This is a genomic window from Campylobacter concisus, from assembly GCF_003048405.1.
Taxonomy (GTDB): domain Bacteria; phylum Campylobacterota; class Campylobacteria; order Campylobacterales; family Campylobacteraceae; genus Campylobacter_A; species Campylobacter_A concisus_Q.
In genome coordinates this window covers 60,522-78,384 of the sequence record NZ_PIQS01000003.1, presented here as the reverse complement: position 1 = coordinate 78,384, position 17,863 = coordinate 60,522, and the positions used below count along the sequence as shown (strand labels likewise).

Annotated in this window: 18 protein-coding genes; 10 read left to right on the top strand and 8 right to left on the bottom strand. The window is 38.3% G+C overall.

All coding sequences use genetic code 11. The features are described 5' to 3' along the window. The first annotated feature begins 12 nt into the window (after nucleotides 1-12). The 4 genes from CVT18_RS07300 (at nucleotide 13) to CVT18_RS07285 (ending at nucleotide 3,396) form a co-directional block, all read left to right on the top strand. Nucleotides 13-1,644 (top strand): flagellar hook-length control protein FliK, encoded by a 1,632-nt coding sequence (locus CVT18_RS07300; protein WP_180999653.1) that lies wholly within the window; start codon nucleotides 13-15, stop codon nucleotides 1,642-1,644. Further along, complete coding sequence (locus CVT18_RS07295; protein WP_103628116.1) at nucleotides 1,644-1,904, top strand: FlhB-like flagellar biosynthesis protein; 261 nt, start codon at nucleotides 1,644-1,646, stop codon at nucleotides 1,902-1,904. Before CVT18_RS07300 ends, CVT18_RS07295 begins: the two co-directional genes overlap by 1 nt. 111 nt (nucleotides 1,905-2,015) lie before the next feature. Further along, entirely contained in the window at nucleotides 2,016-2,585 is a 570-nt protein-coding gene (locus CVT18_RS07290; protein ID WP_103576374.1) for a CheB methylesterase domain-containing protein, read from the top strand. Beyond that, nucleotides 2,572-3,396: a CheR family methyltransferase gene (locus CVT18_RS07285; protein WP_081370920.1), complete on the top strand. Its 825-nt coding sequence runs from the start codon at nucleotides 2,572-2,574 to the stop codon at nucleotides 3,394-3,396. The genes CVT18_RS07290 and CVT18_RS07285 overlap by 14 nt, the downstream gene beginning before the upstream one ends. A 49-nt stretch (nucleotides 3,397-3,445) precedes the next feature. Here the strand turns inward: CVT18_RS07285 and CVT18_RS07280 are convergent, their stop codons facing one another. The 3 genes from CVT18_RS07280 to CVT18_RS07270 are packed head-to-tail and all read right to left on the bottom strand — an operon-like array spanning nucleotide 3,446 to nucleotide 6,323. Further along, on the bottom strand, nucleotides 3,446-4,642 hold the full coding sequence (locus CVT18_RS07280; protein ID WP_107824377.1) for an MFS transporter: 1,197 nt from the start codon (nucleotides 4,640-4,642) through the stop codon (nucleotides 3,446-3,448). Nucleotide 4,643: 1 nt separating this feature from the next. Next, nucleotides 4,644-5,846, bottom strand: coding sequence for a copper resistance protein NlpE (locus CVT18_RS07275; RefSeq protein WP_103628114.1), 1,203 nt, complete (start codon nucleotides 5,844-5,846; stop codon nucleotides 4,644-4,646). A gap of 48 nt (nucleotides 5,847-5,894) precedes the next feature. Then, nucleotides 5,895-6,323, bottom strand: coding sequence for a copper resistance protein NlpE (locus tag CVT18_RS07270; RefSeq protein WP_103628113.1), 429 nt, complete (start codon nucleotides 6,321-6,323; stop codon nucleotides 5,895-5,897). A gap of 80 nt (nucleotides 6,324-6,403) precedes the next feature. Here CVT18_RS07270 and CVT18_RS07265 point away from each other — a divergent pair, with 80 nt between their 5' ends. Both CVT18_RS07265 and CVT18_RS07260 read left to right on the top strand, forming a co-directional pair. Next, nucleotides 6,404-7,318, top strand: coding sequence for an SPFH domain-containing protein (locus CVT18_RS07265; protein ID WP_103600497.1), 915 nt, complete (start codon nucleotides 6,404-6,406; stop codon nucleotides 7,316-7,318). Further along, a complete protein-coding gene (locus CVT18_RS07260; RefSeq protein WP_103628112.1) occupies nucleotides 7,315-7,707 on the top strand; it encodes an NfeD family protein in 393 nt (130 codons plus the stop codon). The genes CVT18_RS07265 and CVT18_RS07260 overlap by 4 nt, the downstream gene beginning before the upstream one ends. A gap of 20 nt (nucleotides 7,708-7,727) precedes the next feature. Here CVT18_RS07260 and CVT18_RS07255 read toward each other — a convergent pair whose 3' ends face one another. Beyond that, a complete protein-coding gene (locus CVT18_RS07255; RefSeq protein WP_103628111.1) occupies nucleotides 7,728-7,940 on the bottom strand; it encodes a hypothetical protein in 213 nt (70 codons plus the stop codon). Nucleotides 7,941-8,072: 132 nt separating this feature from the next. On the opposite strand from CVT18_RS07255, the gene CVT18_RS07250 reads away from it, so the two are divergent. Genes CVT18_RS07250 through recG form a run of 3 tightly spaced genes read left to right on the top strand, consistent with a single transcriptional unit; the run spans nucleotide 8,073 to nucleotide 12,156 of the window. Then, on the top strand, nucleotides 8,073-9,119 hold the full coding sequence (locus CVT18_RS07250) for a dehypoxanthine futalosine cyclase (RefSeq protein WP_107824376.1): 1,047 nt from the start codon (nucleotides 8,073-8,075) through the stop codon (nucleotides 9,117-9,119). After that, entirely contained in the window at nucleotides 9,120-10,349 is a 1,230-nt protein-coding gene (locus tag CVT18_RS07245; protein ID WP_103628109.1) for a M16 family metallopeptidase, read from the top strand. Continuing rightward, a complete protein-coding gene (recG, locus tag CVT18_RS07240; protein ID WP_107824375.1) occupies nucleotides 10,339-12,156 on the top strand; it encodes an ATP-dependent DNA helicase RecG in 1,818 nt (605 codons plus the stop codon). The genes CVT18_RS07245 and recG overlap by 11 nt, the downstream gene beginning before the upstream one ends. A gap of 71 nt (nucleotides 12,157-12,227) precedes the next feature. Here the strand turns inward: recG and CVT18_RS07235 are convergent, their stop codons facing one another. The 4 genes from CVT18_RS07235 to CVT18_RS07220 all read right to left on the bottom strand — a co-directional run bounded on the left by CVT18_RS07235 (nucleotide 12,228) and on the right by CVT18_RS07220 (nucleotide 15,356). Then, complete coding sequence (locus CVT18_RS07235) at nucleotides 12,228-12,434, bottom strand: excalibur calcium-binding domain-containing protein (protein ID WP_103628107.1); 207 nt, start codon at nucleotides 12,432-12,434, stop codon at nucleotides 12,228-12,230. A gap of 82 nt (nucleotides 12,435-12,516) precedes the next feature. Continuing rightward, nucleotides 12,517-13,290: an ABC transporter ATP-binding protein gene (locus CVT18_RS07230; protein WP_103628106.1), complete on the bottom strand. Its 774-nt coding sequence runs from the start codon at nucleotides 13,288-13,290 to the stop codon at nucleotides 12,517-12,519. Next, the gene (locus CVT18_RS07225) at nucleotides 13,290-14,297 is read right to left on the bottom strand and encodes a FecCD family ABC transporter permease (RefSeq protein WP_103628105.1); all 1,008 of its coding nucleotides are present in this window, start codon (nucleotides 14,295-14,297) and stop codon (nucleotides 13,290-13,292) included. The genes CVT18_RS07230 and CVT18_RS07225 overlap by 1 nt, the downstream gene beginning before the upstream one ends. A 3-nt stretch (nucleotides 14,298-14,300) precedes the next feature. Then, on the bottom strand, nucleotides 14,301-15,356 hold the full coding sequence (locus CVT18_RS07220) for an ABC transporter substrate-binding protein (RefSeq protein WP_103628104.1): 1,056 nt from the start codon (nucleotides 15,354-15,356) through the stop codon (nucleotides 14,301-14,303). A 217-nt stretch (nucleotides 15,357-15,573) separates the two neighbouring features. Here CVT18_RS07220 and CVT18_RS07215 point away from each other — a divergent pair, with 217 nt between their 5' ends. After that, entirely contained in the window at nucleotides 15,574-17,805 is a 2,232-nt protein-coding gene (locus CVT18_RS07215; protein ID WP_021090748.1) for a nitric-oxide reductase large subunit, read from the top strand. Nucleotides 17,806-17,863 lie beyond the last annotated feature (58 nt).

Here is a 17,863-nt window from a genome sequence, read left to right as displayed (position 1 = left end):
GTAGGAAATTCCTTGAATATATCAAATACTTCGGTTCAAACCGGGCAAAATGCTACTCAAAATGTACCAGTTCGTAAAAATGAAGGCTCGCTTTTTAAAAATCAGCCAAGCGTACAAACGTCTAGTGAGCAGAGCATTTCAGAGACACTTGATAATGTTGGAAAACTCGTTGCAAGAGTGCTTGATGATCTAAAAAGCGCTTCAAGTCTTAGCAAGGCTGAGCAAATTTTATCTCAGGCAAAAGATACAAAAATCGCTCCAAATTTAGCAGGTGAGCTATCAGACCTTGCAAAAAGCTTAGAAGCAGAAGCAACGCAAAATGAAAATAGTGAGATAAAGAGCCTTGCTCTAAAGCTAAAAGAATTTCTAAAACCAATAGCCGATCTAAAAGCTGGCTCACTAAATGATCAGATCAAAAACTCAGGCGTAATGCTTGAAGCAAATTTAAAAGATGCACTTAGTCCAGAAAAGCTTCCAAGCTCGGTTCAGAAGCTACTAAGCGATATAAAAAATCTCTCAAGCGGGAATTTACTAAATCAAATTTTAACCCTAAATGATGAAAAATTAGACAATCAAAACTCTTTTTCAAAACTTGCTTCTATACTTGAAAAAGCGAGCAATGACGCAAAAAACATCCTTGATAACTCAAGCATAAAAACGCTTTTAAAAGATGTTGATAAGCTTGATAGTGTGGTTAAATTTTTAGATAAAAATTTTTCAAAAGATCAAAATGGCGAGCTAGTAAAAAATCAAATAGGCAAAATGCAAAATTTCATCTCAAATTTAAGCGAGAAAGTCGCAAGCCTAGCAAATGAAAAGCTAAATCAAAATTTTGGTTTTAGCCAAAATCACAAAGAGCTAAAAACTATCCTTGATAGCATAAAAAACGATCTAAAAACGCTAAATAACATAGGCGATGAAGCAGGGCTTGTAAAAGCGTTTAATGAGATGAGCGATGTCTCAAAGGATGGTAGCTTGCAAGATAAGCTCCAAAGCGCGGCGAGACGTCTTGCTCATAGCCTAAGTCTTGCTGATGCTAAGGCAAGTTTGGCTAAAAATGAACTAAGTGAGAGCAAGGCGCTTTTAAAGCAGCTAAATCTTGCTACAAACGATATAAATAACATTACGACTAAAAATAGCAGCGAAATTTCAAAGGTGCTAAGCCAAGATATAAAAAGCACGCTTTTAAATATTAGTGAAAAGAGTCAAAACCCGCAAAGCGTAAATGCTGCAAATAAGATGATTTCGCAGATCGAGATGCATCAAATGATATCAAGCCTTCAAGGCGGGATCCAAACCTATATGCCTTATATTTGGGACGGCGTTGAGGGTGGAAATATCGCATTTAAGCAAGGCAAAAAGGATAAATTTTACGCTCAGATTGATCTAAATTTTAAGAAATTTGGACAGATAAATGTGATGGTTGGACTTATTGATAAAAGGTACATTGATCTTTCGGTAGCTACGCAAACAAATGAGTTTAAGGAGCTAATCCTCTCAAACTCTAGCGAATTAAAACAAGCAATATCAAAGCTTGGACTTATAGTTTCAAACTTTAATATCAAAACTTTGTCAAAAGTGAAGCTAAATGATAGATTTAAAAAATTTGGTGGCCTTGATGTGGGCTTTGATAAGAAAATTTAATGCAAGTAAATAAGAAAAAAGCAGTAGCTCTTGGCTACAACAGATCTAAAGATAATGCTCCAAGAGTGCTGGCTAGTGGCGCTGGCGAGATAGCAAATAGAATAATTGATCTTGCAAAAGAGCATGATATACCGATCAAAGAGGATCCTGATCTTATTGAAATTTTAAGCAAGGTTGAAGTTAATCAAGAAATTCCACCAAATTTATATAAAGCTGTTGCTGAAATTTTTAGCTTTTTGTATAAGATCACAAAGAAATGATCTATAAATTTGCTTAAAAATTAGCAAGACATATAAAGAGTGGCGGGGATATTGACGATATACAAAAAGTGGTGTAAGCTAAATATTAAATTAAAATTTTAAAGGCTATTTGTGGCACAAAAATTAATATTAATAGGGGCGTCTACTGGCGGGCCTGGGCATTTAAAAAAGTTACTAAAAAACGTAAAACTAAATGGAGCTATCATCGTGATAGCCCAGCACATGAATAAAATGTTTATAAACTCTTTTGCTATGCAAATTGGAAAAGAGTGTGGCTTGGATGTTGAAATTTTAAATGAGAGGAAAATTTTAAAAGAAAATACCGTATATGTCTGTGAACAAAATGTAGTGGTGTCGCCAAATTTACCAATCAGCGCAAAGCCAAATACAGAAGAAAAGACTATATATACGCCAAATGTTGATGTGTTGTTTAAATCTGGAGTTGGAATTTGCAAAAGTGCAAATGTCTTAGCTATCTTGCTAACTGGCATCGGAGACGATGGTGCATCTGGGCTTGATAAGCTTTATAAGGCTGGAGCAAAATGTATAGCTGAAAATGAAGAGAGCGCGATAGTTTATGGTATGCCAAAACGTGCAAAAGAGCTAAATCAAAGCTTAAAATCATTAAATCTAACTATGATAAAAAAAGAGCTGGAGGATTTTTTAAATGCTACTAACTAATGACGCAAAAGATACAAAAACAATGCAAACAAATACTCCACAAGATATGGATAGTTTTAATGAATTTATGAATGTTATCAAAACTCTTTGCGGAGTTGATCTGGAGCCAAAAAGAGATATTACGTTGCAGCGAATTACCATTTTTATTAGAGATCGCCAGATAAAAAGTTTTAAAGATCTTGTTTCGATGATAAGATATAACTCAAGCTTGCGACAAGACATTTTAAATCTAGTAACTGTAAATGAGACTTATTTTTATAGAGAGTTGCCTCAACTTAAAGATGTGATATATTACGCAAAGGAGCTTGGAGGAGCTAGAATTTTGTGTGCTCCTTGCTCTACTGGAGATGAGTCATATTCGCTTGCAATGCTTGCTTATGAGATGGGATTTAAACAGCATGAAATTTCAATCGTAGGTATAGACATAAACTCAGAAGCCATAGCAAGCTGTCAAAATGGTATTTTTAGTGAGAGGAGCTTGCATAGATTAAGCGATTTTCAAAAAGAGAGATTTTTTACAAAAGTCGATGATAAATTTAAGATAAAAAAAGAAATTTTACCAAGGTGTGAGTTTAAAATTTTAAATGTTTTTGATGATGCTATTTTTAATCTAGGAAAATTTGATATTGTGCTTTCAAGAAATATGATGATCTATTTTGATGATGATTTTAGATTAAAATGCGTTGAGAGGCTTCATAAATTGCTTAAGCCAGATGGTAGGCTTTACGCTGGGCACGCTGATCTTGTTCCTTACACTCCAGCTTATGAAAAACGCTTTTCAAATGGAACTACTTACTATCTAAAAAAATAAAAATTTGCCAAGTCGCCTTTTGAGCTTAGGCGACTTAATTTAAAATTAATCACCTTATTTTGTAGCTTTTTAATACGATGTGATAGTAAAAAGCCCCTACAAAAAAGAGACTTCCCATAAAACTTGCAATCATCTCAACGCTAAGTCCAATATCATAAAGCAGACCAATGATAAATGAAATGAGAGCGCTAAAGCCAAGAAAAATCATATCGTTATATGCAATCACTCGGCCATAAAATTCTTTTTTGCAGTTTTGCTGAAGCATTGTATAGGTGTAGCTCCAAAGGCTTGATGTACAAAATCCAGCAAAGATAATACCAATAAGCGATAGATAAAAATTCCAAAGCGATAAAGCCCAAATAATGATACCAAGGCCTTGACCGATATATACGAAAATAAGCGTATTTTTATTTATAAATTTACTAAGTATGGCTGGAGCAAACATAAGTGAAATGGATCTTGAAGTATTTAATAGTCCTATAATTAATGATGTCGAGAGTAAATTTGCATATTTGTAATCAGCCAAAAGTGCGATCAATGCGTCATAAGCGGTAATGCCAACAAAGGCGTGCAAAAATATAAGGTGCACGATAAGTCTGTTTTCTTTTAAATACATAAGGCCATTTTTTAGCATTTTTAGTGGTTTTTCTATAAATTCTGGCTTTAGACCTTGTAAATTTAAAAAATATAAAAATCCAAAGCTAAGAATGTATAGTATGCCATCAAGCAAAAAGGCGCTTTTTATCCCAAAAAAGTGTATATAAACTCCAGCTAGCCCCATACCAGCGGTGTATGAGACTGCCCAGATGATAGAGTGGATCTCGTTTGCGAGTTTGAGATTTTCTTTGCTTAAAATTTTTGGCAGTACGCTCATCTCTACTTGAAAATACATTCCACCGGTGCCATTTCTAACAAAAATAATAAGTAAAAGTAGCCATAAAAAATCAAGTGAGTCTATAAAAAGAAGCATGAAAACGCTTATCGTCTCAACTGCCATCATGATGACAAGTATTGGCTTTGGGCTAAATTTATCAACTAAAATTCCACTAAATGGAGCTATGACAACACCTGGGATAAATGCCATCGCCGCACTTAGCGTGATAGCCCAAACAGGAGCGTCAAGCTTGATAAGAAGGGTAAAAATACCTGTGTGTGAAAACCATACGCCAAAATAGCATATAAGCTGAATGATGCTTAAAAGGCGAAAATTTCTCTCTTCTTTTAAAAGTTTAAGATATTCTTTCAACTTATTGATTCCACATTAGCGTTATTTGCTCTATTTTCGTTTCATCTGGGATATCGTTTAGGCTTGTTACCTCTTTGGTAAGTGGATTTTTTAGTGTGATTAGCATATCGTGGCTATCTATTTTTACATAGATATTGTTTGCGTCGCTTTGAAATTTAGAAATAACAAGAGAATTTTTTATATCTTTGAAATTTGATTTAAGGCTGATATTTTCTGGAGTTTTAAACTCGTTTGAGTAAATCTCAATGCTTGTGATAATGCCATTTAGCAAGGTATATTCAAAAATTCTTTCATTTTTGTTTGTTACGATGTAGCTGTTTTCTTTTTTTGTGTTATCTCGTTTTATGTTTTTTGAGCCATAAATTTTTATCACATCTCTATTTGCTGATTCGTTTGTCAGCTCTGCAAAAAAGCTTTTGCCAAAGAGATTTTTTTGATCTTTATCTTTTTTATATCGTCCGCTTATGTGAGCATTTTTACAAATTTTATCGTTTGCTACTAGAAAAATTGTATTATTTATCCTGTGTATGCTTAGAGCAATGCCTTTTTCATCTAAAAGGTAAAAAATTCCTTTGTCGTAAAGTAGCTCAGAGCTAAACTCGCAAAGTGGCGAGCCATTTTTTAATGATGAATAAAAACTTATTTTCGCACCATTTTTGCTTGGTACGATTACAATGTCTAAAAAGTTATCTTTGTTTTTAAATTTATAAAATTTAGCAAAAAAACTATCTTTGTAAGCTTTATTTACCGGCTCGAAATTATAAATTTGAGCTAGTACGCCAACTCGCTTATTTTTCTTATCATCAAGCTGAAGAAGTGAGTTTTTATTTGGTGCGAAGTAGCTAAGATTGCCATTTTCATCTTTTAAAATGATAGCACTATCATCAACATCAAATGTGCCATTTTTTTCAACCAAGCTTGTTTCTTTATCCATAGTAAGCATTGTTTTTGTATAGGTTTTGTCTTTATTTAACGTAATGATAGTTTTTATGCCTTCGCAGTTTGGGCAAGGCAAAATAGTATGAAAACTACTATAAATTGAGTTTGGAAGTATTAGCTTTTCTGGCTTTTTGGGTGTATTTGCCTGAACTAGCGGTTTGTCTTCTTTTACTGTATTTTGTGTGTTTTGCTTTGGCTCTAAATTTTCATTTTTTGCGCAGCCAAGGATGAAAAATGAGATAAGTATGGCAAAAAGATATTTCATTTGCAACTCCTTAAAAATTGCAAAATTATATCATTTTGCCTTTAAAATTTATTTTACGCGTTTAAAGATGTATTTATCTTTTAGCTCGCCAGTGACCTCTTTTTGATCCATATCTAGCATTTTTAGGTTCTCGCCCTCTATTTTATAAAAGCTCTTTTCTTTATACTCATCAATCGTTGTTATCACACCATTTTCGATTGAGTATTTGCCTTTACTAACGGCTTTGTAGTTGTCTTTTGACTTGTAGTTCATCACACTTTCAAATGTGCCGTCCTTTTTTAGTATAAGGGTTGAGTCTATGCCCATGCAGCTAGCGCAAGGTAAAAATGCCTTGTAAGTGCCCTCGATGCTGCTTACTGGAGCCATGCAGCTACCTTTTACTTCACATTTGCCTTGTGGGACGTTTGCGTTTTGGCTAGATGAGGCACAACCTGCCAAAAGTAGAGCTGCACTTAGTGCAAATATAAAATTTTTCATGCTAATCCTTTTTGAAAATAAAATTTAAAATGTATTATAATACTTGAGAAAATAACAAATTATAAATTAAAGGAGTAAAAATGCAAATCGAAGCATTTGGCGTTTTAGTCGTAGTTCTGGTTATCTTTGCGTTCTTGTTTTTAAAGGCTGGCATCAAGATCGTCTCACAAGCTGATAATCTACTCATCGAGCGACTTGGTAAATTCCATAAAGTGCTTGACGGCGGATTTCACATAATTATCCCATTTGTCGATCAAATAAGAGCGATAATCACCGTAAAAGAGCAGCTTGTAGACATCACAAAACAGCAAGTCATTACAAAAGATAACGTTAATATAAGCGTCGATGGTATCGTCTTTTTAAAGGTCTTTGATGCAAAAATGGCGGTTTATAATGTAGATAACTACAAGCGTGCCATAGCAAATTTAGCCATGACTACGCTTCGTGGCGAGATAGGTGCGATGAATCTTGATGATACACTAAGCTCACGTGACCGCCTAAATGCCGCACTTCAAGTGGCTCTTGGCGACGCTGCTGGCAACTGGGGCGTAAAGATCATGCGCGTAGAAATTTCTGAAATTTCTGTCCCACTTGGCATCGAAGAGGCGATGAATATGCAGATGAAAGCTGAGCGTGAAAAACGTGCGATCGAGCTAAAAGCCTTGGCTGAAAAAGAGGCACTAATACGCAACGCAGAGGCGCTAAAACAAGAAAAAGTACTTCAAGCAGAAGCGATCGAGCGTATGGCTGATGCGAAAAAATACGAGCAAATCGCCATCGCAACGGCTCAAAAAGAGGCTATGGATATGATAAATGATAGCATGAGCAAAAACGCAAATGCGGCTGAATTTCTGCTCGCTCGCGATAGAGTCGGGGCATTTAGCGAGCTAGCTAAAAACAGCTCAAAAGATAAAATTTTAGTCCCTTATGAGGCGGCCGAGCTTATTGGCTCCCTTAGCGTTTTGAAAAATTTCCTAGCTAAGGATAAGGCGTGATCAGCCCTTTTATAATGATAGCAATCGGTGTGGTTTTGTGCATCACCGAGTTTATCTTTTTTTCGTTTTATTTGCTATTTTTTGGCATAGCTTTTATAGTAGTTGGAGCTATAAATTTTGGTTTTAGTTTTGCTTGGAGCTATCAAATTTTAATTACAGCAGCGATTGCGATCGTACTCCTTGTGCTTTTAAAAGCACCGTTAAAGAGTAAATTTATGTCCAGAAAAGAGAGCTTTAACGAAGAGTTTTTAGATGAGCCTGGAGTTGGTGAGATCAGAGAAAATATGGTCTATTTTAAAGGCACTCTTTGGAAGTATGACGGAGCGCTAAAAAATGGCGAAAAAGTGCAAGTTTTAGGCACTAAAGGCGACAAAGTTATATTAAAATAAAGTGCCATCTGGCACTTTATCTATTTTGCGTGGGCTGGGCAGCCTGCTGGCATTTGCCCATGCATCCCTCCTTGCATGCCGTGATGAGGGCAGCTTGGTATATTTTCTTGCATCATTTTTTGATGATGAGCACATCCGCAACTTGCACCTTGAAGCCCTGCTGGCTTTGGCTCGTTTTTAGCACAACCAACTAAAAATAGCCCGCAGATAACGGCAAATATCACCTTTTTCATAACTCGCTCCTTTAAAAAATTTCTCACATTTTAGCCTTTAAAAATTAATTTTTCATAACGCCTGATTTATCATATTTAAAAGCATTTTTGGCTAAACTCTCGCCCAAAAATAAGCAAAATAAAAGGTTAAATTTGAAAAGACTTAGTGTAAATGAGGCCATCGATCTTATAGAAAATGCACCGCTTCATGAGCTTGGTAAGATGGCGCTAGCTAGAAAAAAAGAGCTTCATCCAGAGGGCATTACGACCTTCATCGTAGATCGCAACATAAACTATACAAACGTCTGCTGGGTGGATTGTAAATTTTGCGCATTTTACCGCCATGCAAAAGAGGAAGACGCATACGTACTAAGTTTTGAGGAGATCGGCAAAAAGATCGAGGAGCTAATCGCCATCGGCGGCACGCAAATTTTATTTCAAGGCGGCGTTCATCCAAAGCTAAAGATCGAGTGGTACGAGGAGCTAGTAAGCTACATCAGCAAGCACTATCCAAGTATTACGATACATGGTTTTTCGGCCGTTGAGATCGACTACATCGCAAGAGTTTCAAAAATTTCTACAAAAGAGGTGCTAAGACGCCTAAACCAAAAGGGTCTATACTCGATGCCAGGGGCTGGAGCAGAAATTTTAAGCGATAGAGTGCGTGATATCATTGCGCCAAAAAAATGTGACACTGCAGACTGGCTTCGCATACACAAAGAGGCGCACGAGCTTGGCATGAAGACGACTGCGACGATGATGTTTGGCACGGTTGAGAGAACTCGTGAGATCGTGGAGCACTGGGAGCATATCAGAAATTTACAAGATGAAACGGCTGGATTTAGAGCCTTTATACTTTGGAGTTTTCAGGGGCTAAATACAAAGCTCATGCAAGAATTTCCAGAGATCAAAAAACAAAGTTCAAACGTCTATCTAAGGCTTCTTGCCGTCTCAAGGCTCTTTTTGGATAACTTTGAAAATATCCAAAGCAGCTGGGTCACGCAGGGTAGCTACATAGGCCAGCTAGCGCTTCTTTTTGGCGCAAACGACCTTGGCAGCACGATGATGGAAGAAAACGTCGTAAAGGCCGCAGGGGCTAGCTTTAGGATGAATCAAGATCAGATGATCGAGCTTATAAAAGATGTCGGAGAAATTCCAGCTAAGCGCAACACAAACTATGATATTTTGGAGAAATTTTAGATGAAAATTTTAGATATCAATGTAAAAAATATAAAAATTCCAGTCGTTTTTGAAAACTCAAAAGCGATGCCGGTAGTGAGCCTCAGACTTGTTTTCAAAGTAGCCGGTAGCTCTCAAAATGGCAAGCTTGCAGGACTAGCTAGACTAAGCGCAAATTTACTAAACGAGGGCGATATAAAGCTAGGATCGGCTAAATTTGCCAAAGAGCTTGAGGTAAGGGCTATTAGCCTAAACGCAAGCTGTGGCTTTGAGACATTTTGCATAGATATAAACTGCCTAAAAGAGCACTTTGCCTTTGCGTGCGGCAAGCTAAAAGAGCTCTTGAGCGCTCCAAATTTAAGAGATGAGATCCTAAATAGGTGCAAAACCGTCACACTTGGCGAGATCGCAGCAAATGAAAATGATTTTGACTACGTGGCAAGGCAGGGGCTCTTTGAGCTTTTGTACCCAAAAAGCGTGCTCTCTCTGCCAAGTATCGGCACGAAAAAGAGCGTAAAAGCGATCACACTTGAAGATGTAAGAAAATTTTTAAATGAGCACTTAGACCTTTCAAATTTACTCTGCGTGCTAGGCGGCGACATCGATGAGAAGCAGACAAAAGAACTGGCTAAGGTTTTAGAAATTTTAGAGCCTGGCAAGGTGCGAAAGCTAGAGCGTTTTAGTCCAAGCAACAAGTGCGAAACCAGCGAGATAGTAAGGCAAAGCGAGCAGGCATATATCTACTTTGGTGCACCATTTAACGTAAAACCTGAAGAAAAATACAAGGCCGCAGTGGCGACATTTATTTTAGGTGAGGGCGGTTTTGGCTCAAGGCTCATGGAGGAGATCCGCGTGAAAAGAGGGCTTGCATATAGCGCCTACGCTAGAAATTTGCTAAATCTCTCTTATAGCCAGCTATACGGGTACATGCAGACAAAAAATGAGAAAAAAGATGAGGCCATCGCTGTTATAAAAGAGGAAATTTTAAAATTTAGTAAAAAAGGCGTTAGCAAGACCGAGCTTGAGCAGGCGAAGAAATTTTTACTTGGCTCGTTACCACTTAGGCTTGAGACGCTATTTAAACGCCTTGATATCGCGCAAAGCGAGTTTTATGAGCATGGCGAGCTTGGGGGATTTTTAAAGGATCTGGATAAAATTTCAGCCCTTTCGCTAAACGAGCTAAATAGCTTCATAAAAGCTCACACAGAGATAAACGAGCTAAGTTTTTGCGTTTTAAAAAATGAAATTTGAAGCAAGCGACAGAGCAAAACTTCTAAAAATAGGCGTGCTTAGCCTGCTTGACCTTGCTCTTGTGCTACCAAAGGGCTTTGAGGATACGACTATCGCTAAGAGCCCAAGAGAAGGGCAGATCTGCATAAATGTAAAGATCACCTCGCTCGCCTCGCGTCCTGGCATGCTAACGGCGCTTGCCTTTTGCGAGCAGTGGCAAAGTAGCGTAAAGATCGTCATTTTTAACGCAAAGTCCTGGCACTACGGCGCTTTTAAGGTGGGCAAAGAGATGGCTATATATGGGCTTTGCTCCTACGCCTTTGGCTCTTGGCAGATCGTAAATCCAAAAATCACCACAAAAGTAGGCCAGATCGTGCCTAAATTTAAGACCGAGCTAAAAGATGATGAGGTCAAAAAACTTGTTTTAAAATATATAAATTTACAAAATTTACTAGCTGAGGGTTTAAATGAGCGAGAGGCTAAATTTCTAGCCAACTTACAAAGGCTAGATGAGCAAAGCGTACAAATTTTATACCGCCTGAAAAACGACAATGAGGGTGCGCACATTTTAAAATTTGTAGAAATTTTTAACTACATAAAAAAGCTAAGCGCAAAAAAAACCTACTTTAAAAGTCCTAAGATCAAGCTTTTTGATATAAGCTCTTGGCTAAAGGGCTTGCCATTTATGCCGACAAACGATCAGATAAACGCGATAAATGATATAAGAGACGACCTTAGTGCTGTGCAGGCAAAAAGGCGCGTCATAATGGGCGACGTGGGAAGTGGCAAGACGCTAGTGATCCTAGCAGCCGCGCTTAGCGTATATCCTCAAAGTGCCATTTTGATGGCGCCAACAAGTATCTTAAGCGAGCAAATTTTTAACGAAGCAAAGAGGCTATTGCCGTCTTTTGTGAATGTGATGTTGGTTCAAAGCGGAGAGAAAAAGATAGACTTTAGCGGGGCAAATTTGATCGTTGGTACGCATGCGCTGCTCTTTCACGAGCTACCAAATTCGCCGCTTGTCATGGTCGATGAGCAGCACCGCTTTGGCTCAAATCAACGCAAAAAGATAGAGGAGCTCGCCTCAAACGAGAATGAGCGGGCAAATTTTGTGCAGTTTTCAGCTACGCCGATACCAAGGACGCTAAGTTTGATCCAGTCATCTATCGTAAATTTTAGCTTTTTAAAGCAGATGCCATTTAAAAAAAATATAACGAGCCAAATTTTAGGCGCAAGCGAGTTTGGCTACCTGCTCGCTCACATCAAAAGGCAGCTTGAAGGTGGCTTTCAAGTGGCCATCATCTATCCTCTAGTTGAGAGCAGTGAGAGCTCAAACTACCAAAGCCTAAGCGAGGCGCAGGGCTTTTGGCTAAAGAATTTCAAAAATGTCTTTGTCACGCACGGCAAGGACAAAGAGAAAGAAGAAATTTTAAGACGGTTTAGAGAAGAGGGCGAAATTTTGCTCTCAACAACCGTTGTTGAGGTTGGGATCTCGCTGCCAAGGCTAAATACTATCGTCATCGTGGGCGCTGAGCGGCTAGGGCTTGCCACGCTTCATCAGCTGCGAGGCAGAGTGGGGCGAAACGGCGGTGATGGATACTGCTTTTTATTTACCAAGCTAAAAGAGGCACCAGCTAGGCTAAAGGAATTTTGCGCGACAAATGACGGCTTTAAGGTGGCCGAGCTTGATCTGAAAAACCGCCAAAGTGGCGATATACTAAATGGCTTTTTCCAGCACGGAGCAACATTTAACTTTTATGACTACGAGGATGATATCACGCAGGCTGCAAAGGCTAGAGTGGCAACACTTGCTAAAAATAATGCCTAGTTGCTTTTAACTTAACTTAAAATTTTTGATTTTGTTGGCTTTAAAATTTAGCGGAGTAAATTTTAATAAAGTTATTTTTCTACTCTTCGCTCTTTGCATACATTCTCGCATGGTATGCCGTCACGATCACGGTCAAATCCACTGCGTCCGCATTTTCTTAGATAGTGATATGCTTCTTCGCAACTTTTCATCTCTTTGCAGTAGCGTTTAGAACAATCAAATTTATCCGCCGCATTTGCTATCAATGCAAAAAATAAAATCAAAACTACTTTTTTCATTTTTACTCCAAAGGCAGTATTAAATAAGAAAAATAATACAAAAAAGCGCTCTCAAAAGAATTTCTCTTTTGAGAGTATAAATTTAAAGAGGATATGTTAAACAGCACTCTCTTTTTACTTCGTCGATGTAGCTTACGTTTAAGCTTAGTCCGTAAAGCTTGCTTAAATTTTCGCTTCTTATGATCTCATTGACTGTGCCAAACTCAACATTTCCATCACCTCTTACAAGTGCGACATATCCGCCAAGAAGCACAGCAAAGTCAGGGTTGTGAGTGGTTAGCACGACCGAGTAGCCAAGCTCTTTTAGCCACTTGACGGTGCGTAGGAATTTATACTGGTTGCCAAAATCAAGCGCGCTCGTTGGCTCGTCAAATATAATCATCTTTGGCTGCGCAGCCATCGCACGTGCGATCATACACATTTGCTTTTGGCCACCACTCATCTGCGTGATAAAGCGATCTTCAAGATACTCGATCTCAAGTTTTTTAGTGTAAATTTTAGCGATCTCCTCGTCCTCTTTACTAGGCCTTGCAAAGATACCAAGATGTGCAGCACGCCCCATCGTGATAAACTCAAGCCCTGTGTAGTCATACTCTGTGATCTCGCTTTGAGCCACATATGCCATTATTTTTGCTCGGTCTTTATTACTTAGGCTCTCTACGTTTTTGCCATCGAGAAAAATTTCTCCAGATACTGGCTTTAGTGAGCCACTTATCAGCCCAAGGGTTGTTGATTTGCCGGCTCCGTTTCGCCCAAGAATGGTTAAAATTTCCCCAGCGCCTATCTTTAAATTTACATTTTCTAGTTTGCCAGCTCCATTTGGGTAGCTAAAGTTTAAATTTTTAACTTCAAGCATCACGCAACCTTTTTATTTCGCCACAAGACCCAGACGAAAAATACTGTGCCGATAAAGCCGGTAAGTACGCCAAGAGGCACTTCGCTCACGCTTATGCTACGTGCTAGAGTATCGACAAATAGCAAAAATATCGCACCCATAAATATGCTTGCTGGCATGCTTTTTATGTTATTTGCACCAACTAGCATCCGCGCTAGGTGCGGCATGAGAAGTCCCACCCAAGCGACTATTCCGCTTATGCAGACGCTGCATGCTGTAAGAAGCGTAGCGCAAATGATAACGATAGCACGCTCAAAAGCGACATTTACGCCAAGTCTAGCCGCACTCTCGTCGCCAAGAGAGAGCAAATTTATACGCCAGCTCATAGCGATTAGTAAAATGGCGCAGATGATCATAACCGGGGCTATAAATTTTAAATTTTCGCTATCAAGCTTTGCAAGGCTACCAAGCTGCCAGTAGACGATGTCAGGTAGCTTTGTTTCAGGATCAGCGACATATTTTAAAAAGCCGATCATCGAGCCCATTAGGCCACTTACGATGATACCAGAAAGAACCAGCATAAGTGTGCTGGTGCGCCCCATCATCTTTGGTATGGCTAGAGTTATAGCAACAGCTGCTAGACCAAAGCCAAATGCAAAAGCCTGCACCCAAAATAGCGATAGATCAAAGATAATGGCAGTTGCAGCTCCCACGCAAGCACCAGCCGAGACGCCAAGAAGATCAGGGCTTACTAGCTGGTTTTTAAAGACGCCTTGATAGGCAGCACCGCTCACGCTAAGAGCGGCTCCAACAAGGATAGCTGCGATGATACGAGGTATACGCAAATTTTCTATCACATTTGTGATGTTGCTAGCTGCACCCTCGCCGTAGCCAAAGCTGTGAGCTAGCACGCTAAAGACGTCGTTAAATGGTATGTAAAATCTACCAACGCCAAGTGCGACAAAGGCGCAAACAAGCGTTAGTAGAGCTAAAAAGATAACGACTAGTGAAAAATTTGCGTTTTTCATATATTATTTGCTGCTACCGTCTGGATTTAGAGCTTTTAAGATATAGCCATACTCTTTGTCACTAAGATCGTGATTTAAAAACTCTTTATAAAACTCTTTTGTTTTTACTTTCATATCGACATCTTTAAATAGATCTGGTTGGATAGTTTTTGCTGCCCATAAAATTTGAAGAATGCTTTCAGCACCATATCTATCCCAGCTCCATACACCTTTTGGGTTGCCGTAAATTTTGCCGTTTTTAACAGCGTTTGAGCCAGAGAATGCAGGGTGCTCTTTTATCTTTTTGATCTGTGCGTCTGTGTCATTGCCGCCAACGATGATGATATCAGGGTTTGCATTGATGATCTCTTCAGCGCTAACTTCGATCATAAAACCCTCAGTATTGATAGCATTTACGCCGCCACCTAGCTTGATCCAAGTGTTTTGGATGGTATTTGTACCATCAACTTTTAGCAAATTTGCGCCACCAAGAAGGTGAAGTACTTTTGGACGTTTAGCGTCAGGGATGTTTTTTGTTCTTGCTGTTACAAACTCAGAGTTATCGTGGATTTTATTAGCAAGTTTTTCAGCTTTTTTTCTAGCATCATCAGTGCCTATGACTTCAGCTGTTGCATAGATGCTTTTCTCCATATCTGGATAGTCTCTAAAGATCAAATTTACCGCGCTAAAGCCATTTTTGATAAGTTCATCTTGAAAATTTTTGTTATACACTATGATAACGTCAGGTGCAAGTTTAACAAGCTCTTCGATCTGAAGGTCTTTGCCATTTAGTGCAGCTGGTAAATTTTTAAGTTTTGGATAGACGTGCTCAAACCACTTGTTGTTTTTGATCAGATCAGTTGTGGCTACAACCTTATCCATACCGCCAAGTGCTAGGATGATCTCGTTGTTTGCATTCCACAGTGCTGCGATCTTCTCAACCTTCTCAGGCACGCTTACTTTGACGCCTTTCATATCTGTGATGCTTCTAGCAGACTCAGCTGCGCTTAGGCTAAGAGCCATAAATAATGAAGCGACAAGGCTAAATTTGGTTACTTTATGCATAAAATTTGTTTGCATATTTTTTCCTTTATTTTTGAAGTATAAACATGTATATTAATAATATTTATATTAATTCTATGTAAATTTTGCATATACATTATGAAAAATTTGCATATCTTGTAAATTCTTATAAATCTAATAGGATAAATTCTCTCCTTTTGTTGACATATGTCATTATTTGTTTTTTTAAAATGGGATAAACTTCGCCTTAAAATTTTTAAAAAAAGGAGAATCAATGCGTGAATACAAAAAGTATTGGCTAGCACTTGTTGCAGTACTAGTAATTTGCTTTAGTATTTTAGGCTACTACGGCGTTGAGGTTTATAGAAGCTCGCCACCAGTTGTAAATTTTACAGATGAGAATGGCAATGTTGTGATCGACAAAGAGAGCATCTATAAAGGTCAAGAGGCCTGGCAAAGCATAGGAGGTATGCAAGTTGGCTCTGTTTGGGGACACGGCGCATATCAAGCACCTGATTGGAGTGCGGACTGGCTTCACAAAGAGTTAGTTATATTTTTAGAGTTAAAAGCAGATGAAATTTATCACTCAAAATATGCTGACTTAAATGATGAGCAAAAGGCAAATCTAAAAGTTCTACTTAAAAAAGAGTACCGAGAAAATGGCGTAAAAGACGATAAGATCGTACTTAGCAGCGATAGATTAAAGGCTATGAAACAAGTAAGCCAAGAGTATTCATCACTTTTTGGAAATGACCCTAAGTTTAAATCTTTAAGAGAAGCTTATGCGATGAAAGAAAATACTCTTCCAAATGCTTCTGATAGAGATGATCTTAATAACTTTTTCTTCTGGTCAGCCTGGGCAACCGCAGCAAATAGACCTAACAGCGATGCTACATATACAAACAACTGGCCACACGAGCCACTAATCGATAATGTACCAACAAGCGAAAATATTTTTTGGTCAATCGCAAGCGTTGTAATACTTATTGCTGGTATTGGATTTCTTGTTTGGTTTAGCTCTTTTTATGGCAAAAAAGATGATGAAAAGTTGGAAGCTATTAGCGAAGATCCACTTAGTAAATTAAGCCTAACTCCATCTCAAAAAGCTCTTAAAAAATATCTTTTTGTAACTTTGGCTCTTTTTGCATTTCAAATTTTAATAGGCGGCTTTACGGCTCACTATACAGTAGAAGGACAAGAATTTTACGGTATAAATTTATCAGCTTATATTCCTTATTCACTTGCTAGAACATGGCACATTCAGGCTAGTATTTTCTGGATTGCAACAGGATTTTTAGCAGGCGGTCTTTTCCTGGCACCTATTATAAATGGCGGTAAAGATCCAAAATTCCAAAAGCTTGGCGTAGATTTATTATTTTACGCACTACTAATCCTTGTGGTTGGCAGTTTTGCTGGTGAGTATTTAGCGATCGCAAATATTATGCCTATAAATTTAAGCTTCTGGTTTGGACACCAAGGATACGAATATATCGAGCTTGGACGTGTTTGGCAAATTATTTTATTTGTTGGTCTTGTCATTTGGATGCTACTTTTACTTCGCGGATTTATCGGCGGATTTAAGAACAAAGGTGACAAAAATTTACTTGCTATCTTTGCAGCTTCAGCTGTTGCAGTTGGATTATTTTACGGAGCAGGATTATTTTACGGCCAAAGAAGTCCACTTCCAGTAATGGAATACTGGCGCTGGTGGGTTGTACACCTTTGGGTTGAAGGCTTTTTTGAGGTCTTTGCTACCGCTTCACTTGCTTTTGTGTTTGTTAGTCTTGGTCTTGTTTCAAAGAGATTTGCTACGTTTTCAACACTTGCGAGTGCATCACTTTTCTTAGTAGGCGGAATTCCAGGAACTTTCCACCACTTATATTTTGCAGGCACTACAACACCTATAATGGCAGTTGGCGCTAGCTTCTCAGCACTTGAGGTAGTTCCTCTTGTATTGCTTGGCGCTGAAGCTTATGAGCATTATAGACTTCAGTTTGCTCAAACTTGGGCTAAGACATTAAAATGGCCACTTTACTGCTTTATCGCAGTTGCTTTCTGGAATATGTTAGGTGCTGGTGTATTTGGATTTTTAATCAATCCTCCGATTTCACTATTTTATATCCAAGGCCTAAATACGACTCCAGTTCACGGACATGCTGCACTATTTGGTGTTTATGGATTTTTGGCACTCGGATTTGTTTGGCTAGTAGCTACTTATCTATTCAAAGGTCAAGAATTTGATGAAAAACTTATGAAAGTAGGTTTTTGGGGCCTAAATATAGGTCTTATGCTAATGATTGTGCTTTCACTACTTCCAATAGGAATTTATCAAGCATTTGCAAGCCTAGAGCATGGTATGTGGTATGCAAGAAGCGCTGAGCTTTTACAACAATCACACTTACAAAATTTAAGATGGGTAAGAATGATTGGTGATACGATTTTAATAATCGGTGGAATCAGCTTCCTTGCACAACTTCTAAAATTTATGCTTAATAAAAAAGCTTAAAACTAAAGGGGTATTTTGCCCCTTTATTAAGCTATCTTTTCATAAAATAACGCAAATT